This window comes from Campylobacter sp. RM16188, assembly GCF_012978795.1.
Taxonomy (GTDB): domain Bacteria; phylum Campylobacterota; class Campylobacteria; order Campylobacterales; family Campylobacteraceae; genus Campylobacter_A; species Campylobacter_A canis.
The window spans coordinates 1-15,689 of sequence record NZ_LIWQ01000005.1 but is presented as its reverse complement, the minus strand read 5'-3'; the positions used below and the strand labels follow the sequence as shown (position 1 = coordinate 15,689).

Below are 15,689 nucleotides of genomic sequence, written 5' to 3'. Positions count from 1 at the left end.
GTCTATATCGCAAGCGCCCTTTTCTCGCTTTTATTCTTTATCCACTGATACGTAAAAAGAGCAAAATAAATCCCCGCTCCAATAGCATAAGAGATATATTCGTTTGCTATAAACGGAATATATTTGGCGCACATATTTGGCACTAATGTTAACGGCACAACCAGCATAAGCAAGGCTCGCTCCCAAATTTGAACGCGAGTAACAAAATAACCTTGAAGTGCGGACGCAAAAGCAAACATGCCTATAAGTGCGGTTGAAAATATGAGAAGTATCTCTGCCGGATTTGTTATCCAAACTATGCCTTTGGCGTCGCTTGGAGAAGCAGGATTTACGCTCTCGATAAGAAGAAGTTTGTTATTAAACACAAATGAAAACGGCAAAATAGTCGTTCTTAGATCATAAAAAAATCCCTGAACACCGACAGTTACGGGATTTGCTTTGGCAATTCCTGCAGCAGCGTAAGCGGCGATTCCGACAGGTGGGGTATCGTCTGCTAAAATTCCAAAGTAAAACACAAATAGATGCACCGCAATCGCAGGTATCAAAAAGCCGTTTTTATAAGCTAAAAATAAAATTACGGGAGCTACAAGCGAGCTTACCACGATATAATTAGCCGTAGTCGGAAGTCCCATGCCAAGGATGAGTGACATGATCGCCGTTAAAAACAGTATAAGCACGATGTTGTTTCCGGCTAGCGTCTCGACTACTTCAGACAGCACTTGTCCAACGCCCGTAAGCGAGATAGAGCCTACGATGATACCGGCTAAACCCGTTGCTATCGCGATTGTAGTCATGTTTCTAGCTGCACCGACCATCGCCCAAAAGATATCGGCAAAGCCGATAATAAAGTCGTTTTTATTAACTTTTTCTTTAAATGCCAATTTTCTAATAGGCTCTTGAAATATTATTATCAAAAATAATACGTTAATAGCGTTAAAAGCAGCGGAGATAGGTGATTCTTTTGCTATCAAAAGAGTATAAAGCAAAACCAGAATCGGAATCAGATAGTGAATTCCGCTTACAAAAATTTTAAATCTTGAGAAATTCTTATCGTGCTGCATGCCTTTAAGCCCAAGCTTACAAGCCTCCAAATGCACAATAAAAAACAGAGACATATAGCAGACAAACGCAGGAATTACCGCAGCTATCATTACATTAGTATAGCTCATGCCCAAAAATTCGGCTATAATAAATGCTGCCGCACCCATTATAGGCGGCATAAGCTGACCGTTTACACCAGCAGCAACTTCGATAGCACCTGCTTTAGTGCTACTTAGACCAGCTTTTTTCATAAGAGGTATGGTAAATGTTCCAACCGTTACTACGTTTGCCGTTGAGCTTCCTGAAACCATTCCCGTTAGCCCACTAGCAATAACCGAGGCCTTAGCAGGACCTCCTCTAAATCTGCCAAGCATCGCAAAGGCCAAATTTATAAAATACTGCCCCGCTCCAGCCCTTTCAAGCAACGAACCAAACAACACAAACAGATAGATAAAGCTAACACTAACTCCAAGAGGCACGCCAAATACACCCTCGGTAGTTAAATACATATGTCCTGCAAGCTTATTTAGACTCGCACCTTGATGAGCTATGATATCAGGCATGTACTGGCCAAAGTAGTCATACGCTAAAAATATAGCGGCAATAATGCCTAAGGCAGGGCCTATCACGCGTCTGCCCGCTTCAAACAGTATCAAAACGGCGATGCACGACACCGCAATATCAACTTTAGTGTAATCACCCGGTCTTTGAGCCAAAGAGTAAAATTCTATAAAAGGATAAAGAGCCGCAAAAACACCCACAACGCAAAGGACGATATCATAAATCGGCATGCTCGTGTGAGCCTTTTTATGAAATTTAAGCGGATAGAGCAAAAACACAAGCCCTATCGCAAATGCAAAGTGAACGGATCGCGACATAGTCGTGTTCATTGGGAAGTAGGCTATGTAAAGCTGGAAAACCGACCACGCAAAGCAGATTATACTTGTTAGATAAAGATAAAAATTTGAGTTTATCTCTCTTGTCTTAACCTCTACAAATTCCTCTTTCTCTTGCGCCGCTACATTTCCAACTTCCATACACCTACCTTTAAATTTGATTTATATTATTTTATTATTCCGTATTTTTTAAACTCAGCCTCAGCCGCAGGGTGAAGCGGAGCTGAAAGTCCTTCGACCAAAGACTCTTTCGTTACCGCACTAAGCGCAGGGTGAAGCGTTTTATACTCGTCAAAGTTATCTAGTATTGCCTTAACGACAGCCGTTACAGCCTTATCGCTCATATCTTTATTTGTTACTAAAACAGCCTTAACGCCGATACTTTCTACGTCTTTATCAACGCCTTCGTAAGTGCCTTTCGGTATCACGCCTTTTGCAAAATAAGGAAACTCTTTAAGCATCTTATCGATATTTTCGCCGCTAATATTTACGATATCAATAGGCATTGAATTTGCGGCGTCAGTGATGTTTGCCGTAGGGTGACCTACCATGTAAAAATATCCGTCTATTTTTTTATCTTTAAGTGCGTGCGGACACTCTTGAGCCGTTAAAACGCCGTGATGTTTTAGCTTCTTAGCGTCAAAGCCGTAAGCGTTAAACACGGTAAGAGCCGTCATTTCATTACCGCTACCCGGATTTCCTACGTTTATATTTTTGCCCTCAAGGTCATTTATCGAAGCTATTCCGCTTGCTTTTGATACGACAAACGCCAAAAGCTCAGGATAGATTGATACTACAGCACGTAAATTTTTATCGCCCATATCTTTAAATTTGCCAACACCGTTGTATTTATCATAGACTACGTCGCTTTGCACGAAACCGAAATTTAGCTCTTTTTTAAGCACGTTATTTACGTTATATATAGAGCCTCCGGTTGATTGCACGGAGCATTTTATCTGAGGATCTTTATTTGCAAGACGGCAAATCGCGCCTCCGACAGGATAATAAGTACCAGTCATTCCACCAGTGCCGATAGATATAAACTCTTTTGCGCCGAGTGTCGAAGCGAAAAGAAGCCCTGCTAAAACTAAAGATGTCTTTTTCATAGCCAATCCTTTATCATAAATTTTGGATTTTTTATCGTATCACAAAAAAATAGTTTTTTATGAAAAATCCATTTAATTTTTTACGGCTTATTTAAAATTTTTGCTAATTTTACACATTTTAACTTTAAAAAATAATTTCTTAAGTTTTATTTAATATAAATTTCTAAAGCATTTGCAAAAAGAAGTGTTAAATTCAAGAGATTGCAAAAGCTGAATTTTAGGCTACTTATTACAAATTCACAAGCCTAAAATCTAGCAGGAATTGACTTTTCTAAATTTTTTGCTTTACCGAGTATTGTTATGGCTTTTTGATTACATATATTTACGCATCTATAACAAAGTGTGCAGTTATCATAAAATTTAGCCTTTCTAGCAACCAAGCTTATATTTGCCATCGGGCAAGGTTTAACGCAACTGCCACAACCCGTGCAACGAGCTTCATCAAGAGTGGGCTTACTCTTACTAAATGGCGTCTTATCATAAATTTTCATCCAGAGTCGCTGCCCCAAAAATCCCGCTATTTGATGAAACAGGCTTAGTCCGTGCCTAGGAGGCTTGCCCGCCATAAACAGCTCCGCAAGGTGTTTTATCTTAATAGAAGCTTGACTGATTATGCGTTCGTTTTTCTCGCGTGAATAGCTAAAAATGCCCACATCAAGGATAAATCCGGGCATTTTTATATGCGCCCCGCCAGTTATATTTGCACCGAATTTCTTTAAAATTCTAGCCGCACATCCGGCCCCGTCACCGCTAAAAGCCTCCATCGTAGAGATTATAAATACGTTTTTGCCATTAAAATTTGCGCTGTTTTTGTAAAGAAACTCGCGCACAATCCTTGGCAGGTTGCTAAAATAAATAGGATACGCAAGGATGACATCTTGATGTTTGCTTAAATGTTTAACGCAAGCAACATATTCAATCGAAACCGCTAAAACATCCTCATGAAGGTAGCTTATGAATTGATTAATGCAGTATTTGGTATTGCCCGTAGAGCTAAAATAAATCGCTATCATAAATTTTCTCACAAACAAATTTAATCAAATTTTGCTCAATATATCTGAGTAAATTTGATTAAATCTAAATTTTATAGCAAATTTTGCAGTAATAAAATATCTTAAAATTTTCAGTCAATAAATCTCTTTGTCAAATTCGCATAAGCATCGATCCTTCGATCTCTTAAAAAAGGCCAAATTCTACGTACTTCTTCGCTTCTTTTCATATCGATTTCCACTATCTCGCATAGTTCACTTGTGTTATCGGCGCGGAAAATTTCCTCTCCTTGAGGTCCAAATACAAAGCTATTGCCCCAAAATTTTATGCCGTCCATAACTCCGCTTATATCTTTTTCAAATCCTACACGATTTACCGCTACCACAGGCAAACCGTTTGCTACCGCATGACCGCGCTGAACGGCTACCCACGCCTCAAGCTGGCGAGATTTTTCAGCCTCGGTATCAGACTCAAACCATCCTATCGCCGTAGGGTATATTAAAATTTGCGCTCCACGCAAAGCCATAAGTCTAGCCGCCTCAGGATACCACTGATCCCAGCAAACTAAAACGCCAAGCTTGCCAAGACTCGTTTGTATCGGCTCAAATCCAATGTCTCCGGGCGTAAAATAAAATTTCTCGTAAAATCCAGGATCGTCAGGTATGTGCATCTTGCGGTATTTGCCCGCAACTTTGCCGTCTTTTTCATATACGTAAGCGGTGTTGTGATAAAGCCCGTCTGCGCGCTTTTCAAATAGCGAAGTAACCAAAACTACGCCGTTTAACTTAGCAACTTCGCCCCAAAACCTCACATCGTCTTGCCAATCGTTTGCCAAATCAAAAAATTCCGTATCCTCGCTTTGACAAAAATATTGCGTTTGATGAAGCTCTTGGCACACTACAAGATCAGCGCCCTGGCTTGAGGCCTGTTTAATGAGATCTAAAGTCTTTTGGTTTGTCGCCTCTTTGGTTCCGTGAAATTTCTGCTGAATTAAAGCTACTTTCATAATTTTACCTTAAATTTAAATTTTAAAAATTATACATCAAAGAGGATAAATGCCTCATAAATCGCTCTTTATCCTACCTATCATCATACGGATCAAGATGAGTAATGATATGCCACTCAAACTGCGGGAATTTGCTCCTAATCTGCTCTTCTATCTCGTCTGATATGTCGTGAGCTCTGATTAGTAAAATTTCCTTATCAAACACAAGATGAACGCTGATGTAGCAATCATTTGCGCTCTTTCTGCTGGTAAGTCCATGAAAGCTTGAAATCTCCTTTTTTAAAGAGAGTATCTCCTCTATCTGCTTTATGATTTCAGGCTCAAGCGCCCTGTCCATAAGGACTAAAACGCTGTCTTTTAGCAAATTTATAGCCGAATGAACTATATAAAAGCTAATTAAAACGCCAAAAATCGCGTCTATTATCGTAAATCCAGTAAATTTGATAATCACAAGAGCGGCAACTACGGCTAAATTCGTGAAAAAATCGCTCTTATAGTGAAGCGCGTCTGCCTTTATGATTAAATTTTGAGTTTTTTGAGCTACTTTGTTTAAAAACGCTACCAAAATTCCCGTAACGCCTAAAGAAAAAACCATAACGTAAAGACCGGTATTGACATCTATGCTAACCTCTTCGGCGGTAAATTTAATAGCGCTTTCATAAAATATAAAAACACCGATTGCAATGATTAAAGCCCCTTCAAAAAGCGCCGCCAAGGCTTCAAGCTTAGTGTAGCCGAAGTTAAATTTATCATTTGCCGGAGCGTTTGACTTCTTAAGCGCAAAGAAATTTAGCACCGATATAAGACAATCAAGCATAGAATCAATAGCGGAGCTAAGCACGGATATGGAGCCGCTATAAATGCCTGAGATAAGTTTAATGATAGCCAGCAAAAATGCCGTAGCTCCGGCGGTAATAACCGCTAAACGTTGTAAATTTTTTTCCGTTTTCAAGCTATTTGATGTAGAGTCTTGCTGCTCATTTTTAGATTTTATTTGCTCTGCTAGCATCTTGTCATCTCGTCTGTTATCAATATAATTTATCTCGCGAGCCTTCGTATCTGTTTTGGCTTGAGCAGTGAAGCGAGCCGTTTTGACGAACAAAAACGAGCGAATTTACGCCTATTATTTTGTGATTTGGAAGCGCTTTGGCAAGGCGCTCAAGCACGATTTTATCGTTTCTATCATCATAAGTAGGCACGATCAAAGCGCCGTTTACAAAGATAAAATTTGCATAAGTACACCCCAGCCTTTTACCTTCGTAAAATTTAGGATCAGGAAGCGGAAGCGGCAAGAGGTCAAAGCCCGTTTTTTCAAGCTCTTGCTTCATTTTTTCAAGCTCATTATAGTGTTCATCATTTTTATCATCCGTGCAAGCATAAGCAATCGTATCAGGCGAGATAAACCTAGCTAAAGTATCTATGTGAGAGTCGGTGTCATCGCCCTTTATAAAGCCGTGCTTAAGCCAGATAATACGATTTAAGCCAAAAAGCTCTTTTAGCCTCTCTTCAATCTGATCTTTACTAAATTTGGAATTTCTATTATCGTTTAGCAGGCAAGTTTCAGTCGTTAGCAAAGTGCCTTGTCCGTTAAATTCTATACTTCCGCCCTCTAGGATGAAATCAATCTCTTGCAAATTTGTCTTAAAACGCTTAATAAGCTCTAAATTTACGGCATTATCCTTTGAGCTTTCAAATTTCCCGCCCCATGCGTTAAATTTAAAATCATAGCTTAAAATTTTATCTCCGTTTTCAACGTCAATCATCCCGTAATCGCGTATCCACGTATCGTCGGTATCAATCTTAACAAACTCCACATTATCAAATTTGGCAAATCGTGAGTTAAAAATTTCTTCATCGGGACATATCAAAACGCACTTTTGAAAAGGAGTTATCGCCGACACAAGCTCTTCGTAGCTATCTAAAATTTCGTTCAAATACGGCTTCCAGTCGCTGTTTTCGTGCGGTAACGATAAAAACAGAAGCTCTTGTTTTTCCCACTCTGCATAAGCTCTCAAATTTCACTCCTTGATCTGTTTTTGTAAATTTTAAAAATTCCATAAAGCGTTATGAATATCCAAAAAACCTCTATCAAAAAAGAGCCTAGATTAAAATGCACAAGAAGCGAGATGATAAGCAGTATCGCTCCTGCTAAATTTATAAGTTGATAGCTTAAGTCGTTGCTTGTAAGTCTTCCTATCTGAAGCAGTAAATATCCAAGAACGATACAAATCATGCCTAAAAATCCGATAAATTGAAAAATATCCATCAACACTCTTAATACGAAAATTTTAAAGCTAATTGTAACATATTAAAAAAATTCTAGTTTTAAAAATTAAAGAATCTCTACATTAAATTGCTGTAATATTTTCTAGTATATTTTAAATAAAATTTAAATAACTTAACCATAAGGAGATTTTATGAAAAACAGTGTTTTGCTGATGGCCGTGCCGCTTTTGATAAGCAGCTCTTTTGCGTTTGACGCAGCCAAAGATAAGGCTAAAAGCGCTTATCCGTTTGAAGTAAAAGTTCAGGAATTCAGGCTTCCTGCAGGCATTGATGAAAACGGCATAATAGACGAAGCCAAGCTTGGCGACTCTCCTTATGCAAAAACAGTTATATTCGGCTCAAAGCTACTAAACGAGACCTCGCGCTATCTTGGCCCTCAGGCAAAAGACGAGAAAAAACGCTTTGCGGGCAACAACTTATCCTGTTCAAGCTGCCACTCAAAGGGCGGAGTTGAGCCGGGACACTCTCCTTTCGTAGGAATTACGGCTAGATTTCCTCAATACAACTCAAGAGCCGATCAGGTAGTAACCCTGCAAGACCGCATAAACGGCTGCTTTCAGCGCTCAATGTCGGGCAAACCGATACCTGCAAATTCAAAAGAGATGCGCGCAATGGTAACTTATATGCACTGGCTATCAAGCGGATATGAAGTCGGCGCAAAGGTCAAGGGTCAAGGACTCATTAAGGCTGAATACATAGATAGGGCTGCCGATCCTAAAAAAGGAAAAGAAATTTACGCTGCAAGATGCGCCTCGTGCCACGGCGAAAACGGAGAAGGCATGATAAATCCCGACTTTGCAAACGGCGGAGATTATTATATATTTCCCGCACTTTGGGGAGATGACAGCTACAACACGGGAGCGGGCATGTACCGCTTAATAAAAGGCGCTCAATATGTAAAATCAACCATGCCTCAAGGCGATGCGACTCTAAGCTGGGAAGAGGCGTATGACGTAACGGCTTATATGAACTCTCATCCTAGACCTATCAAACAAGGTCGCGAAAAAGACTTCCCCGATCTTGACGTAAAGCCTATGGATATGGATGTGGGGCCTTACAACGACGGATTTGACGAGAACGCTCATAGATTTGGACCGTACAAACCTATGCTTAAAAAATAAATTTTTCTTTCGGTAGTCGTATTAATACTAATTTTGTCTTTAAATTTAGTATTAATACGCTAAAATCTCGCAAATTTTAAACAATAGGTCAAATTTATGGATTTTGAGTTTATAAAAGAATTTTATCCGATGTTTATAAAGGCCGGAATTTTGACGCTAAATCTAGCCTTTTGGGGGATAGTCTTTTCTATCCTTGTCGGTATATTTTGTATGATGATTAAATTTTATAAGATCAAGCCTTTAGTACCTATAGTTAATGGCTATATCGAACTTTCGCGTAACACTCCGCTTCTTATACAGCTGTTTTTCTTGTATTACGGTTTGCCAAAGCTGGGCATAAATATAAGCTCGTTTTCATGCGCGGTCATAGGGCTTACCTTTCTTGGAGGAAGCTACATGGCGGAGAGTTTTAGGCTCGGGTTTGAGTCGGTAAAAAAATCTCAACTTGAAGCGGGATTGAGCATAGGATTAAACGACCATCAGCTTCTTGGATATGTAGTATTGCCACAAGCTTTTAGCGTCGCCCTACCGTCAATAAGCGCAAATATAATATTTTTACTTAAAGAAACTTCAATAGTCAGCATAGTAGCTCTTGCGGATCTAGTCTATGTCGCAAAGGATCTCATCGGGCTTTATTATAAAACCGATGAGGCGCTTTTTATGCTTGTTATCAGCTATCTTGTTATTATCTTGCCTATATCGCTTGCGCTGACATGGCTTGAAAGAAGGATGAGAGTTGCAAGGAGCTAGTATTTTATTTGACGCGCAAAATTTAATGCGACTTGGCGAAGGGCTTATCGTAAGCTTGCAAATTTCTATCATATCTATCGTCATATCGATCATCGGCGGGCTTATCATGGGCATAGTGATGAGTTCAAAAAACAAATTTATATATATGATTTGCAAAATTTGCCTTGAGATTATTCGCATTATGCCGACTATAGTTTGGCTTTTTATATTTTACTTTGGGGTAAGCAGAGCCTTGGGAATTCACATAAGCGCATTTACGGCGTCGCTTTTGGTGTTTAGCGTTTGGGGAGTGTTTGAGATGATGGATATAGTGCGTGGAGCCATCACTTCCATACCAAGACATCAATTTGAAAGCGCAGCGTCGCTAGGTCTTAGCAAAACTCAAATTTACATAAACGTAATCGTGCCGCTTGCCATGCGTCGTTTGGTTCCGGGAGCTGTAAATTTGCTAAGCAGGATGATTAAAACAACTTCGATAGTGGTACTAATAGGTGTCGTGGAGGTAGTTAAGGTCGGACAGCAAATCATCGAAAATCATGTTTTTACAAACAATATGGCGCCGTTTTGGATATACGGATTTATATTTTTTCTATATTTTATTATATGCTATCCTATTTCAAAGCTCTCAAAGAGACTTGAAGAGAGATGGGGTTAGGGAATTTAATGGACAAACAGATATTGCAACTCAAAAATTTAAACAAATTTTATGGCTCTACGCAAGCGCTTAAAGATATAAATTTAAACGTAAAAAGCGGCGAAGTAGTGGTTCTACTAGGCCCTTCAGGATGTGGCAAAAGCACGACTTTGCGCTGTATAAACGGACTTGAGCAGATACACGGCGGCGAGATAGTAATACACGGAGAGTCGATAGATAAAGACTTTAAAGACTGGACGCGCATAAGACAATATGTAGGCATGGTGTTTCAAAGCTATGAGCTCTTTGATCACATGAACGTCATAGACAATATCTTGCTTGGTCCTGTAAAAGCTCAAAAACGTGATAAAAAAGAAGTAGAAAAAGAAGCCGATATGTGGCTAAAAAAAGTTGGATTAAGCGATAAAAAATACACCTATCCAAAGGAGTTAAGCGGCGGTCAAAAGCAGCGTATCGCCATAGTAAGAGCGCTTTGTATGAAGCCCGATCTTATGCTGTTTGACGAAGTAACGGCTGCGCTTGATCCTGAAATCGTGCGAGAAGTGCTTGATGTGATCATAAATTTAGCAAAGGAAGGCATGACCATGCTAATAGTAACTCACGAAATGGGTTTTGCAAGGGCGGTTGCCGATAAAATAATATTTATGGATGAAGGAAAAATCGTAGAAGAGAGCGATCCTGAAGAGTTTTTTACAAATCCAAAGACTCAAAGAGCAAAAAAATTCCTAAATTTGTTTTCGTTTTAAAATTTTTGGTATAAATACAAACTTATTTTATAATACAAGGAGAAAGAATGAGAAAACTTCTGTTTTCATTTTTGGCATTAATCGCTACCGTCTTTCTAACGGGTTGTGGTAATGATAATTCTAGCGCAAACGCGATAGATAAGATAAAGGAGCGCGGATACGTTCTTATAGGTGTATTTAGCGATAAACCGCCTTTTGGTTTTATAGACAAAGACGGCAAAAACCAAGGCTATGATATCTACTTTGCAAAGCGCATAGCAAAGGATCTCTTAGGAGATGAAAGCAAGGTAAAATTTGAACTCGTAGAGGCTGCAAGCAGAGTTGAATTTTTAACTTCGGACAAGGTTGATATAATCCTAGCAAATTTCACCAAAACCGAAGAAAGAGCTAAAGTGGTTGATTTTGCGCTTCCTTATATGAAAGTTTCGCTTGGTGTAGTTAGTCCTGACGGAGAGATAATCAAAGACATAAGCGAGCTTAAAGGAAAGAAACTGATCGTAAACAAAGGCACTACGGCAGACGCTTATTTTACTAAAAATCATCCTGAGATAGAGCTTTTGAAATTTGATCAAAATACCGAAACTTTCGGAGCATTGCTTGACAAAAGAGGTGCCGCGCTATCACATGATAACACTTTGCTTTTTGCATGGGTTAAAGAAAATCCTGGCTTTACGGTAGGCATACAATCAATCGGCAATATAGACTCAATAGCGCCTGCGGTTAAAAAAGGAAATGAAGTCTTACTTAAGTGGATAAACAACGAAATCATGAGTCTTGAAAAAGAGCAATTCTTCCACAAAGCATACGACGAAACACTCAAGCCCGTATATGGCGACAGCGTAGATCCTGAATCAGTAGTCGTCGAAGGCGGTAAAATTTAATTTATATTATTTAAGAGTCGGTTTAAACCGACTCTCTATAAATGTTAAGCTTATCAGATTATTTTAACTATATCATCATCTACATCAATTTTAACAGTTGTTGTAATGCTATCTGATTGAACATAACCTTCATATCTAGTATAGCCATTCTCTAAATTTTGCTTGTCTTCAGACTCGGCAAATCCATTTAAACCGACAGAGTCTTTATCATCTCCTGAAATTTTTATAATTATACTCTCGTCTTTTACCATATCAAGCACATCGTTTGGATCTAAATTTGTAATATGAGTAGAGTTTTCTCCATATCCTAAATCAATTTTTTCAAAATTAGATATGCTTCCTTTTGGTATATTATCAAAGTCTATATTAAGACTAGAATCAAAATTTTCAATTTGAGCATCATCCGGCACGATACGCAAAGTATCTTCGCCCTCCCCACCGTCAAGGATAGTATCATTTAAATTACTTACTATAGTATCATTACCGTCTTCGCCGTAAATTTTATCGCTTCCATAGTTTCCGTAAAGCAGATCATCTCCTAAACCACCATATATGATATCATCTCCGCTGTCTCCATGTATGATATCATCTCCTGCATCTCCATATATGGTATCACTGTCTGCTCCACCTTCTATTTCATCATTTCCAGACCCGCCTGCTATAAGATCTTCTCCATCTCCTCCGTAAAGAGCGTCTTCTCCATCTCCGCCCCAAATTTTATCGTCTCCTATCTCGCCCCAGATAGTGTCATTGCCTTCATTGCCATAGAGCCTGTCATTTCCTATATCACCGTTTATCTCATCATCTCCGCTTCCGCCCTCTATGGTATCATCTCCACTTCCGCCGTTGATGGTGTCTTTTCCGTCATTGCCGTACACTATATCGTTTCCATCTTCGCCTTTTATAGTGTCATTGCCATCTTCGCCATGAATCTCATCATCTCCGTTGCCACCTAAAATTTGATCGTCTCCGCTATTGCCGTGGATAGTGTCATTGCCATCTTCGCCGTGGATCTCATCGTTTCCACTTCCGCCGTAAATTCTATCATCTCCGCTTCCGCCTCTTATACCGTCATTGCCATCTTCTCCATGGATAGTGTCATTGCCATCTTCGCCGTGGATCTCATCATTTCCGCTTCCGCCCCATATTCTATCATCTCCATTTCCGCCTCTTATACCGTCGTTTCCATTTCCGCCATATAGTTTATCGGCATCTTCGTTACCTTCTATATAGTCATCTCCGTCTTCGCCGTAGATAGTGTCCTTGCCATCTCCACCATGCAGCAAATCTCTATCTTTACCACCGTAAATAGTATCATCTCCGCTCTCTCCGTGGATTGTATCGTTTCCTTCGTATCCATATATAATATCTTCGTTTTGAGTACCCTTTAAAGGTATATCATCATAAGATGTTCCTTGTATAGTATTTTTTATATTAGGCATCGATATATCGATATCTTCAGGAATTGAGTGATCACCCGATACGCTTGGATCGTCTAAAGACTCCTTAGAATCATTATCGCTATTAGACGTTTTGGTATCTTGCTCATCTTGTTTATTGGGAGATATAGGAGCTACGGCTTCATTATCCTCGTCTTTATTATCTTTATTATCTTTATTATCTTTATTATCTTTATTATCTTTATTATCTTTATTATCTTTATTATCTTTATTATCTTTATTATCTTTATTATCTTTATTATCTTTATTATCTTTATTATCTTTATTATCTTTATTATCTTTATTATCTTTATTATCTTTATTATCTTTATTATCTTTATTATCTTTATTATCTTTATTATCTTTATTATCTTCTAAGAAGATATTATCATTGTTGTCGTCATTTTTTGTCGTATCGATATCCGCTTCGGGCATCAAGACATTGGGTTTATTATGATATATCGCGCCGATATCTTTTTGGGAATTTAAATTTACGTCCCCTTGATCTCTTTTTGAGTCTATAAAAGTATCTACTTGCTCCATATTTTCAATTTTTAAAATTTTATTAGGCTCAATCATGTAAGTTTTTTTATCTATTGCATTGCTTCGAGCTAAGCTTTTATAATCTACATCAACATTACTTATATGGCCTGATTTTACAAAATCTTCCGAGCTTAAAAATACACTTTTTAAGACCCTCTCCTTAGCCTCATCCAAAGTTTTACTCTCTGAATTATTCTTTAAATCAATACGAGCCTGTGAGAAATTTATAGGAGAATTTTCGGCATTTTGAACATCAAGAATAGCTTCTTTAGAGGCAACTTTATCTGAGTTGCTTTTTTGCTTCAACTTGGCACCACTTAAGATAAGATCAGTATTTAGTTTTGCATTTTCTATATTTTGCAACTCTTTAAGGATAACTTCTTTTTCTTGTTTTAAATTTTGTTCTAGTTCTTTCATGATTATAAGCTTTAAAAAATATTATTGCAACATATTGATTTTACATCAGTATTAATAAAATATAAATTAAAATTTAACGACTTCTAGTATACTTGCTTAAAAACAAGTCTCTAGTAGTAAATTTCCTCTCTATCCAAAACCCAAAATTTTCCATTTTAATTTGCCTAAAACAAACAGCTTCCAAGTCAGGTTTTTAATGTAAATTTCTTCTTGTGTATCAAAACTAAGTTTTTAACATCTTGTCTACGAATTATCGTATCTAAGCGGGCATTCAACTTTGTCTTAAATTCATTTAAATTTTTCATAAGTATTTAAATTTAAGAACAAATAATTAGTAATCTAGCAAGAGTATCAACTCTTGCTAGATTACTAAATTAAAATCCGCTAATCGTAGTCGTATCTTCCGTATTCATAGGAACCACTACGCTAGAAGTATTTGTCTCCGAAGCTTGCTCGGCTAAAGACGGTGATGCCTGCGTATCAGTTTCATTAGCGGAATTTACTACGCCCTCTTCAGCTTTAGAGCTTTCAAGTCCAGGAATTACCTCTTTATTGTCTTGAGTAAGTATTCCTTGCGGTAAAGAGCCAGAAACCGGTTCATTGTCTGACTGCTCGCTTAGGCTTGAGATAGCTGTCATATTAATATTTTCACCTTGTGTATCTTGATCTTGACCGGAAGCGTCAGATTGAGAATTTTCATGTGACGTAGTTTTTGCGTCAGTATCTTCAAATACTTTAATAGCCTCAACCTCGATAGCTTGAGCATTGCTATCCTTTATGGTAGTGCTTGCTTGAGACACTACATTGCCTTGATCGTCTTTGTATTCTACCGTAAAGAGATCATCCTCTTTTAAGGGCTCTTGCAAAGTATGAGTTATAGTCTTTACTTCATCTTTTGAAACACCCAATGAGCCCACATTATCTATAAGACCACCTTCTTTATCGGTTATTTTTACATCTACATTAGCTTCAATATCCGTATGAACGCTTATTTCAGCCTCATAGCCCTCTACCTTTCCAAGCTTTCCATCAACTATAACCATACCAGATATATCGGTAAATAGAGGAATTCCGCCATTTTTATGATCTCCAACAGCGACTTCTTTCCCGTCTTCTATCGTAAATAGTTTCAATGTAGCATTGCCCCAGCCTATATCGTAATGAGCGATATTAAGCTCATAAAATCCCGTCTCCTGAACACTATATTTATCTTCTTCACTAGTCGTTCTGTCGTGGTGTCCTTTTAGCGCTTCTTCATCGTTAAATAATACCTTGTCTCCTATTTTTATACGAATTCCGTCATCGGATTCGGATTTAAATTTATACTCTTTATCTTTTTGTAAAAAAGCATAACCTTTCATTATATTAAGAGATCTCTCTCCTTGAGGCTCGTTTTTGCCTACTGCGTAGTCTGTTCCCTCTTCTGCTTTTAAACTATGAGCATTATCACCTAAAAAACGTGCCAAAGGACTGTCCTCTAAGCTTGAGGCCGTATTTGTAGCCAAATCCTCGCCTTCATGTGCTTGAAAATCTATCTTTTTAACCTGATAAGTAGCATCGACTTTACCTTGTGATGCAAAATCCAAGGCCTGATCTATATTTTGGAAAGAGTGAAGCGTCCAACCCTTGCTTTCATCTTCAGCATGGCTAATATAGGCTTCTCCCTCCGGAGGTAGGTAGAAAAATTTAGATTGTAACCCCATTTGGCTTTCAAAACTATCCAAATTTGTATTAAGCTTAGGAGTTATCTTTTCAACAGTTATATTCAAATTCGGTTTTGGATCCTGAGGCGCAGGAACAACTGGATCAGCT

At 38.3% G+C, this 15,689-nt stretch carries 14 protein-coding genes; 5 read left to right on the top strand and 9 right to left on the bottom strand.

From position 1 onward, the window contains the following. Nucleotides 1-2: 2 nt before the first annotated feature. The 7 genes from CDOM16188_RS03660 to CDOM16188_RS03630 form a co-directional block, all read right to left on the bottom strand. Nucleotides 3-2,078, bottom strand: a complete 2,076-nt coding sequence (locus CDOM16188_RS03660) for a TRAP transporter permease (protein ID WP_172199049.1) — start codon at nt 2,076-2,078, stop codon at nt 3-5. 26 nt (nt 2,079-2,104) lie between these two features. Continuing rightward, entirely contained in the window at nt 2,105-3,043 is a 939-nt protein-coding gene (locus CDOM16188_RS03655; protein WP_172199046.1) for a TAXI family TRAP transporter solute-binding subunit, read from the bottom strand. Nucleotides 3,044-3,288: 245 nt separating this feature from the next. Further along, complete coding sequence (locus tag CDOM16188_RS03650; protein ID WP_172199043.1) at nt 3,289-4,056, bottom strand: EFR1 family ferrodoxin; 768 nt, start codon at nt 4,054-4,056, stop codon at nt 3,289-3,291. A gap of 110 nt (nt 4,057-4,166) precedes the next feature. After that, nucleotides 4,167-5,039, bottom strand: coding sequence for a carbon-nitrogen hydrolase (locus CDOM16188_RS03645; RefSeq protein WP_172199040.1), 873 nt, complete (start codon nt 5,037-5,039; stop codon nt 4,167-4,169). 73 nt (nt 5,040-5,112) lie between these two features. Then, the gene (locus CDOM16188_RS03640; RefSeq protein ID WP_253908124.1) at nt 5,113-6,141 is read right to left on the bottom strand and encodes a cation diffusion facilitator family transporter; all 1,029 of its coding nucleotides are present in this window, start codon (nt 6,139-6,141) and stop codon (nt 5,113-5,115) included. Then, a complete protein-coding gene (locus CDOM16188_RS03635; RefSeq protein ID WP_172199037.1) occupies nt 6,068-7,054 on the bottom strand; it encodes an agmatine deiminase family protein in 987 nt (328 codons plus the stop codon). Before CDOM16188_RS03635 ends, CDOM16188_RS03640 begins: the two co-directional genes overlap by 74 nt. Next, entirely contained in the window at nt 7,051-7,305 is a 255-nt protein-coding gene (locus tag CDOM16188_RS03630; RefSeq protein WP_169941354.1) for a hypothetical protein, read from the bottom strand. The genes CDOM16188_RS03635 and CDOM16188_RS03630 overlap by 4 nt, the downstream gene beginning before the upstream one ends. Before the next feature lie 151 nt (nt 7,306-7,456). Between CDOM16188_RS03630 and CDOM16188_RS03625 the strand changes: the two genes are divergently transcribed. The 5 genes from CDOM16188_RS03625 to CDOM16188_RS03605 all read left to right on the top strand — a co-directional run bounded on the left by CDOM16188_RS03625 (nt 7,457) and on the right by CDOM16188_RS03605 (nt 11,478). Beyond that, nucleotides 7,457-8,446 (top strand): c-type cytochrome, encoded by a 990-nt coding sequence (locus CDOM16188_RS03625; RefSeq protein ID WP_172199034.1) that lies wholly within the window; start codon nt 7,457-7,459, stop codon nt 8,444-8,446. Between the two features lie 96 nt (nt 8,447-8,542). Further along, a complete protein-coding gene (locus tag CDOM16188_RS03620) occupies nt 8,543-9,196 on the top strand; it encodes an amino acid ABC transporter permease (protein WP_169941352.1) in 654 nt (217 codons plus the stop codon). Between the two features lie 25 nt (nt 9,197-9,221). Further along, nucleotides 9,222-9,851: an amino acid ABC transporter permease gene (locus CDOM16188_RS03615; protein ID WP_211436675.1), complete on the top strand. Its 630-nt coding sequence runs from the start codon at nt 9,222-9,224 to the stop codon at nt 9,849-9,851. A gap of 8 nt (nt 9,852-9,859) precedes the next feature. Beyond that, nucleotides 9,860-10,597, top strand: coding sequence for an amino acid ABC transporter ATP-binding protein (locus tag CDOM16188_RS03610; protein WP_172199031.1), 738 nt, complete (start codon nt 9,860-9,862; stop codon nt 10,595-10,597). Between the two features lie 47 nt (nt 10,598-10,644). Next, nucleotides 10,645-11,478, top strand: a complete 834-nt coding sequence (locus CDOM16188_RS03605) for a cysteine ABC transporter substrate-binding protein (protein WP_172199028.1) — start codon at nt 10,645-10,647, stop codon at nt 11,476-11,478. A 53-nt stretch (nt 11,479-11,531) separates the two neighbouring features. Here CDOM16188_RS03605 and CDOM16188_RS03600 read toward each other — a convergent pair whose 3' ends face one another. Together CDOM16188_RS03600 and CDOM16188_RS03595 are read right to left on the bottom strand one after the other, a co-directional pair. Then, entirely contained in the window at nt 11,532-13,877 is a 2,346-nt protein-coding gene (locus tag CDOM16188_RS03600; RefSeq protein ID WP_172199025.1) for a hypothetical protein, read from the bottom strand. A 374-nt stretch (nt 13,878-14,251) separates the two neighbouring features. Then, nucleotides 14,252-15,689 (bottom strand): PA14 domain-containing protein (locus CDOM16188_RS03595; protein WP_172199022.1); only part of this gene is annotated, 1,438 nt, incomplete at its 5' end.

Coding starts and splice junctions, on each gene's coding strand:
- CDOM16188_RS03660 (WP_172199049.1), bottom strand. CDS start 2,078: ATGGAAGTTGGAAATGTAGCGGCGCAAGAGAAAGAGGAATTTGTAGAG.
- CDOM16188_RS03655 (WP_172199046.1), bottom strand. CDS start 3,043: ATGAAAAAGACATCTTTAGTTTTAGCAGGGCTTCTTTTCGCTTCGACA.
- CDOM16188_RS03650 (WP_172199043.1), bottom strand. CDS start 4,056: ATGATAGCGATTTATTTTAGCTCTACGGGCAATACCAAATACTGCATT.
- CDOM16188_RS03645 (WP_172199040.1), bottom strand. CDS start 5,039: ATGAAAGTAGCTTTAATTCAGCAGAAATTTCACGGAACCAAAGAGGCG.
- CDOM16188_RS03630 (WP_169941354.1), bottom strand. CDS start 7,305: ATGGATATTTTTCAATTTATCGGATTTTTAGGCATGATTTGTATCGTT.
- CDOM16188_RS03625 (WP_172199034.1), top strand. CDS start 7,457: ATGAAAAACAGTGTTTTGCTGATGGCCGTGCCGCTTTTGATAAGCAGC.
- CDOM16188_RS03620 (WP_169941352.1), top strand. CDS start 8,543: ATGGATTTTGAGTTTATAAAAGAATTTTATCCGATGTTTATAAAGGCC.
- CDOM16188_RS03615 (WP_211436675.1), top strand. CDS start 9,222: ATGCGACTTGGCGAAGGGCTTATCGTAAGCTTGCAAATTTCTATCATA.
- CDOM16188_RS03610 (WP_172199031.1), top strand. CDS start 9,860: ATGGACAAACAGATATTGCAACTCAAAAATTTAAACAAATTTTATGGC.
- CDOM16188_RS03605 (WP_172199028.1), top strand. CDS start 10,645: ATGAGAAAACTTCTGTTTTCATTTTTGGCATTAATCGCTACCGTCTTT.
- CDOM16188_RS03600 (WP_172199025.1), bottom strand. CDS start 13,877: ATGAAAGAACTAGAACAAAATTTAAAACAAGAAAAAGAAGTTATCCTT.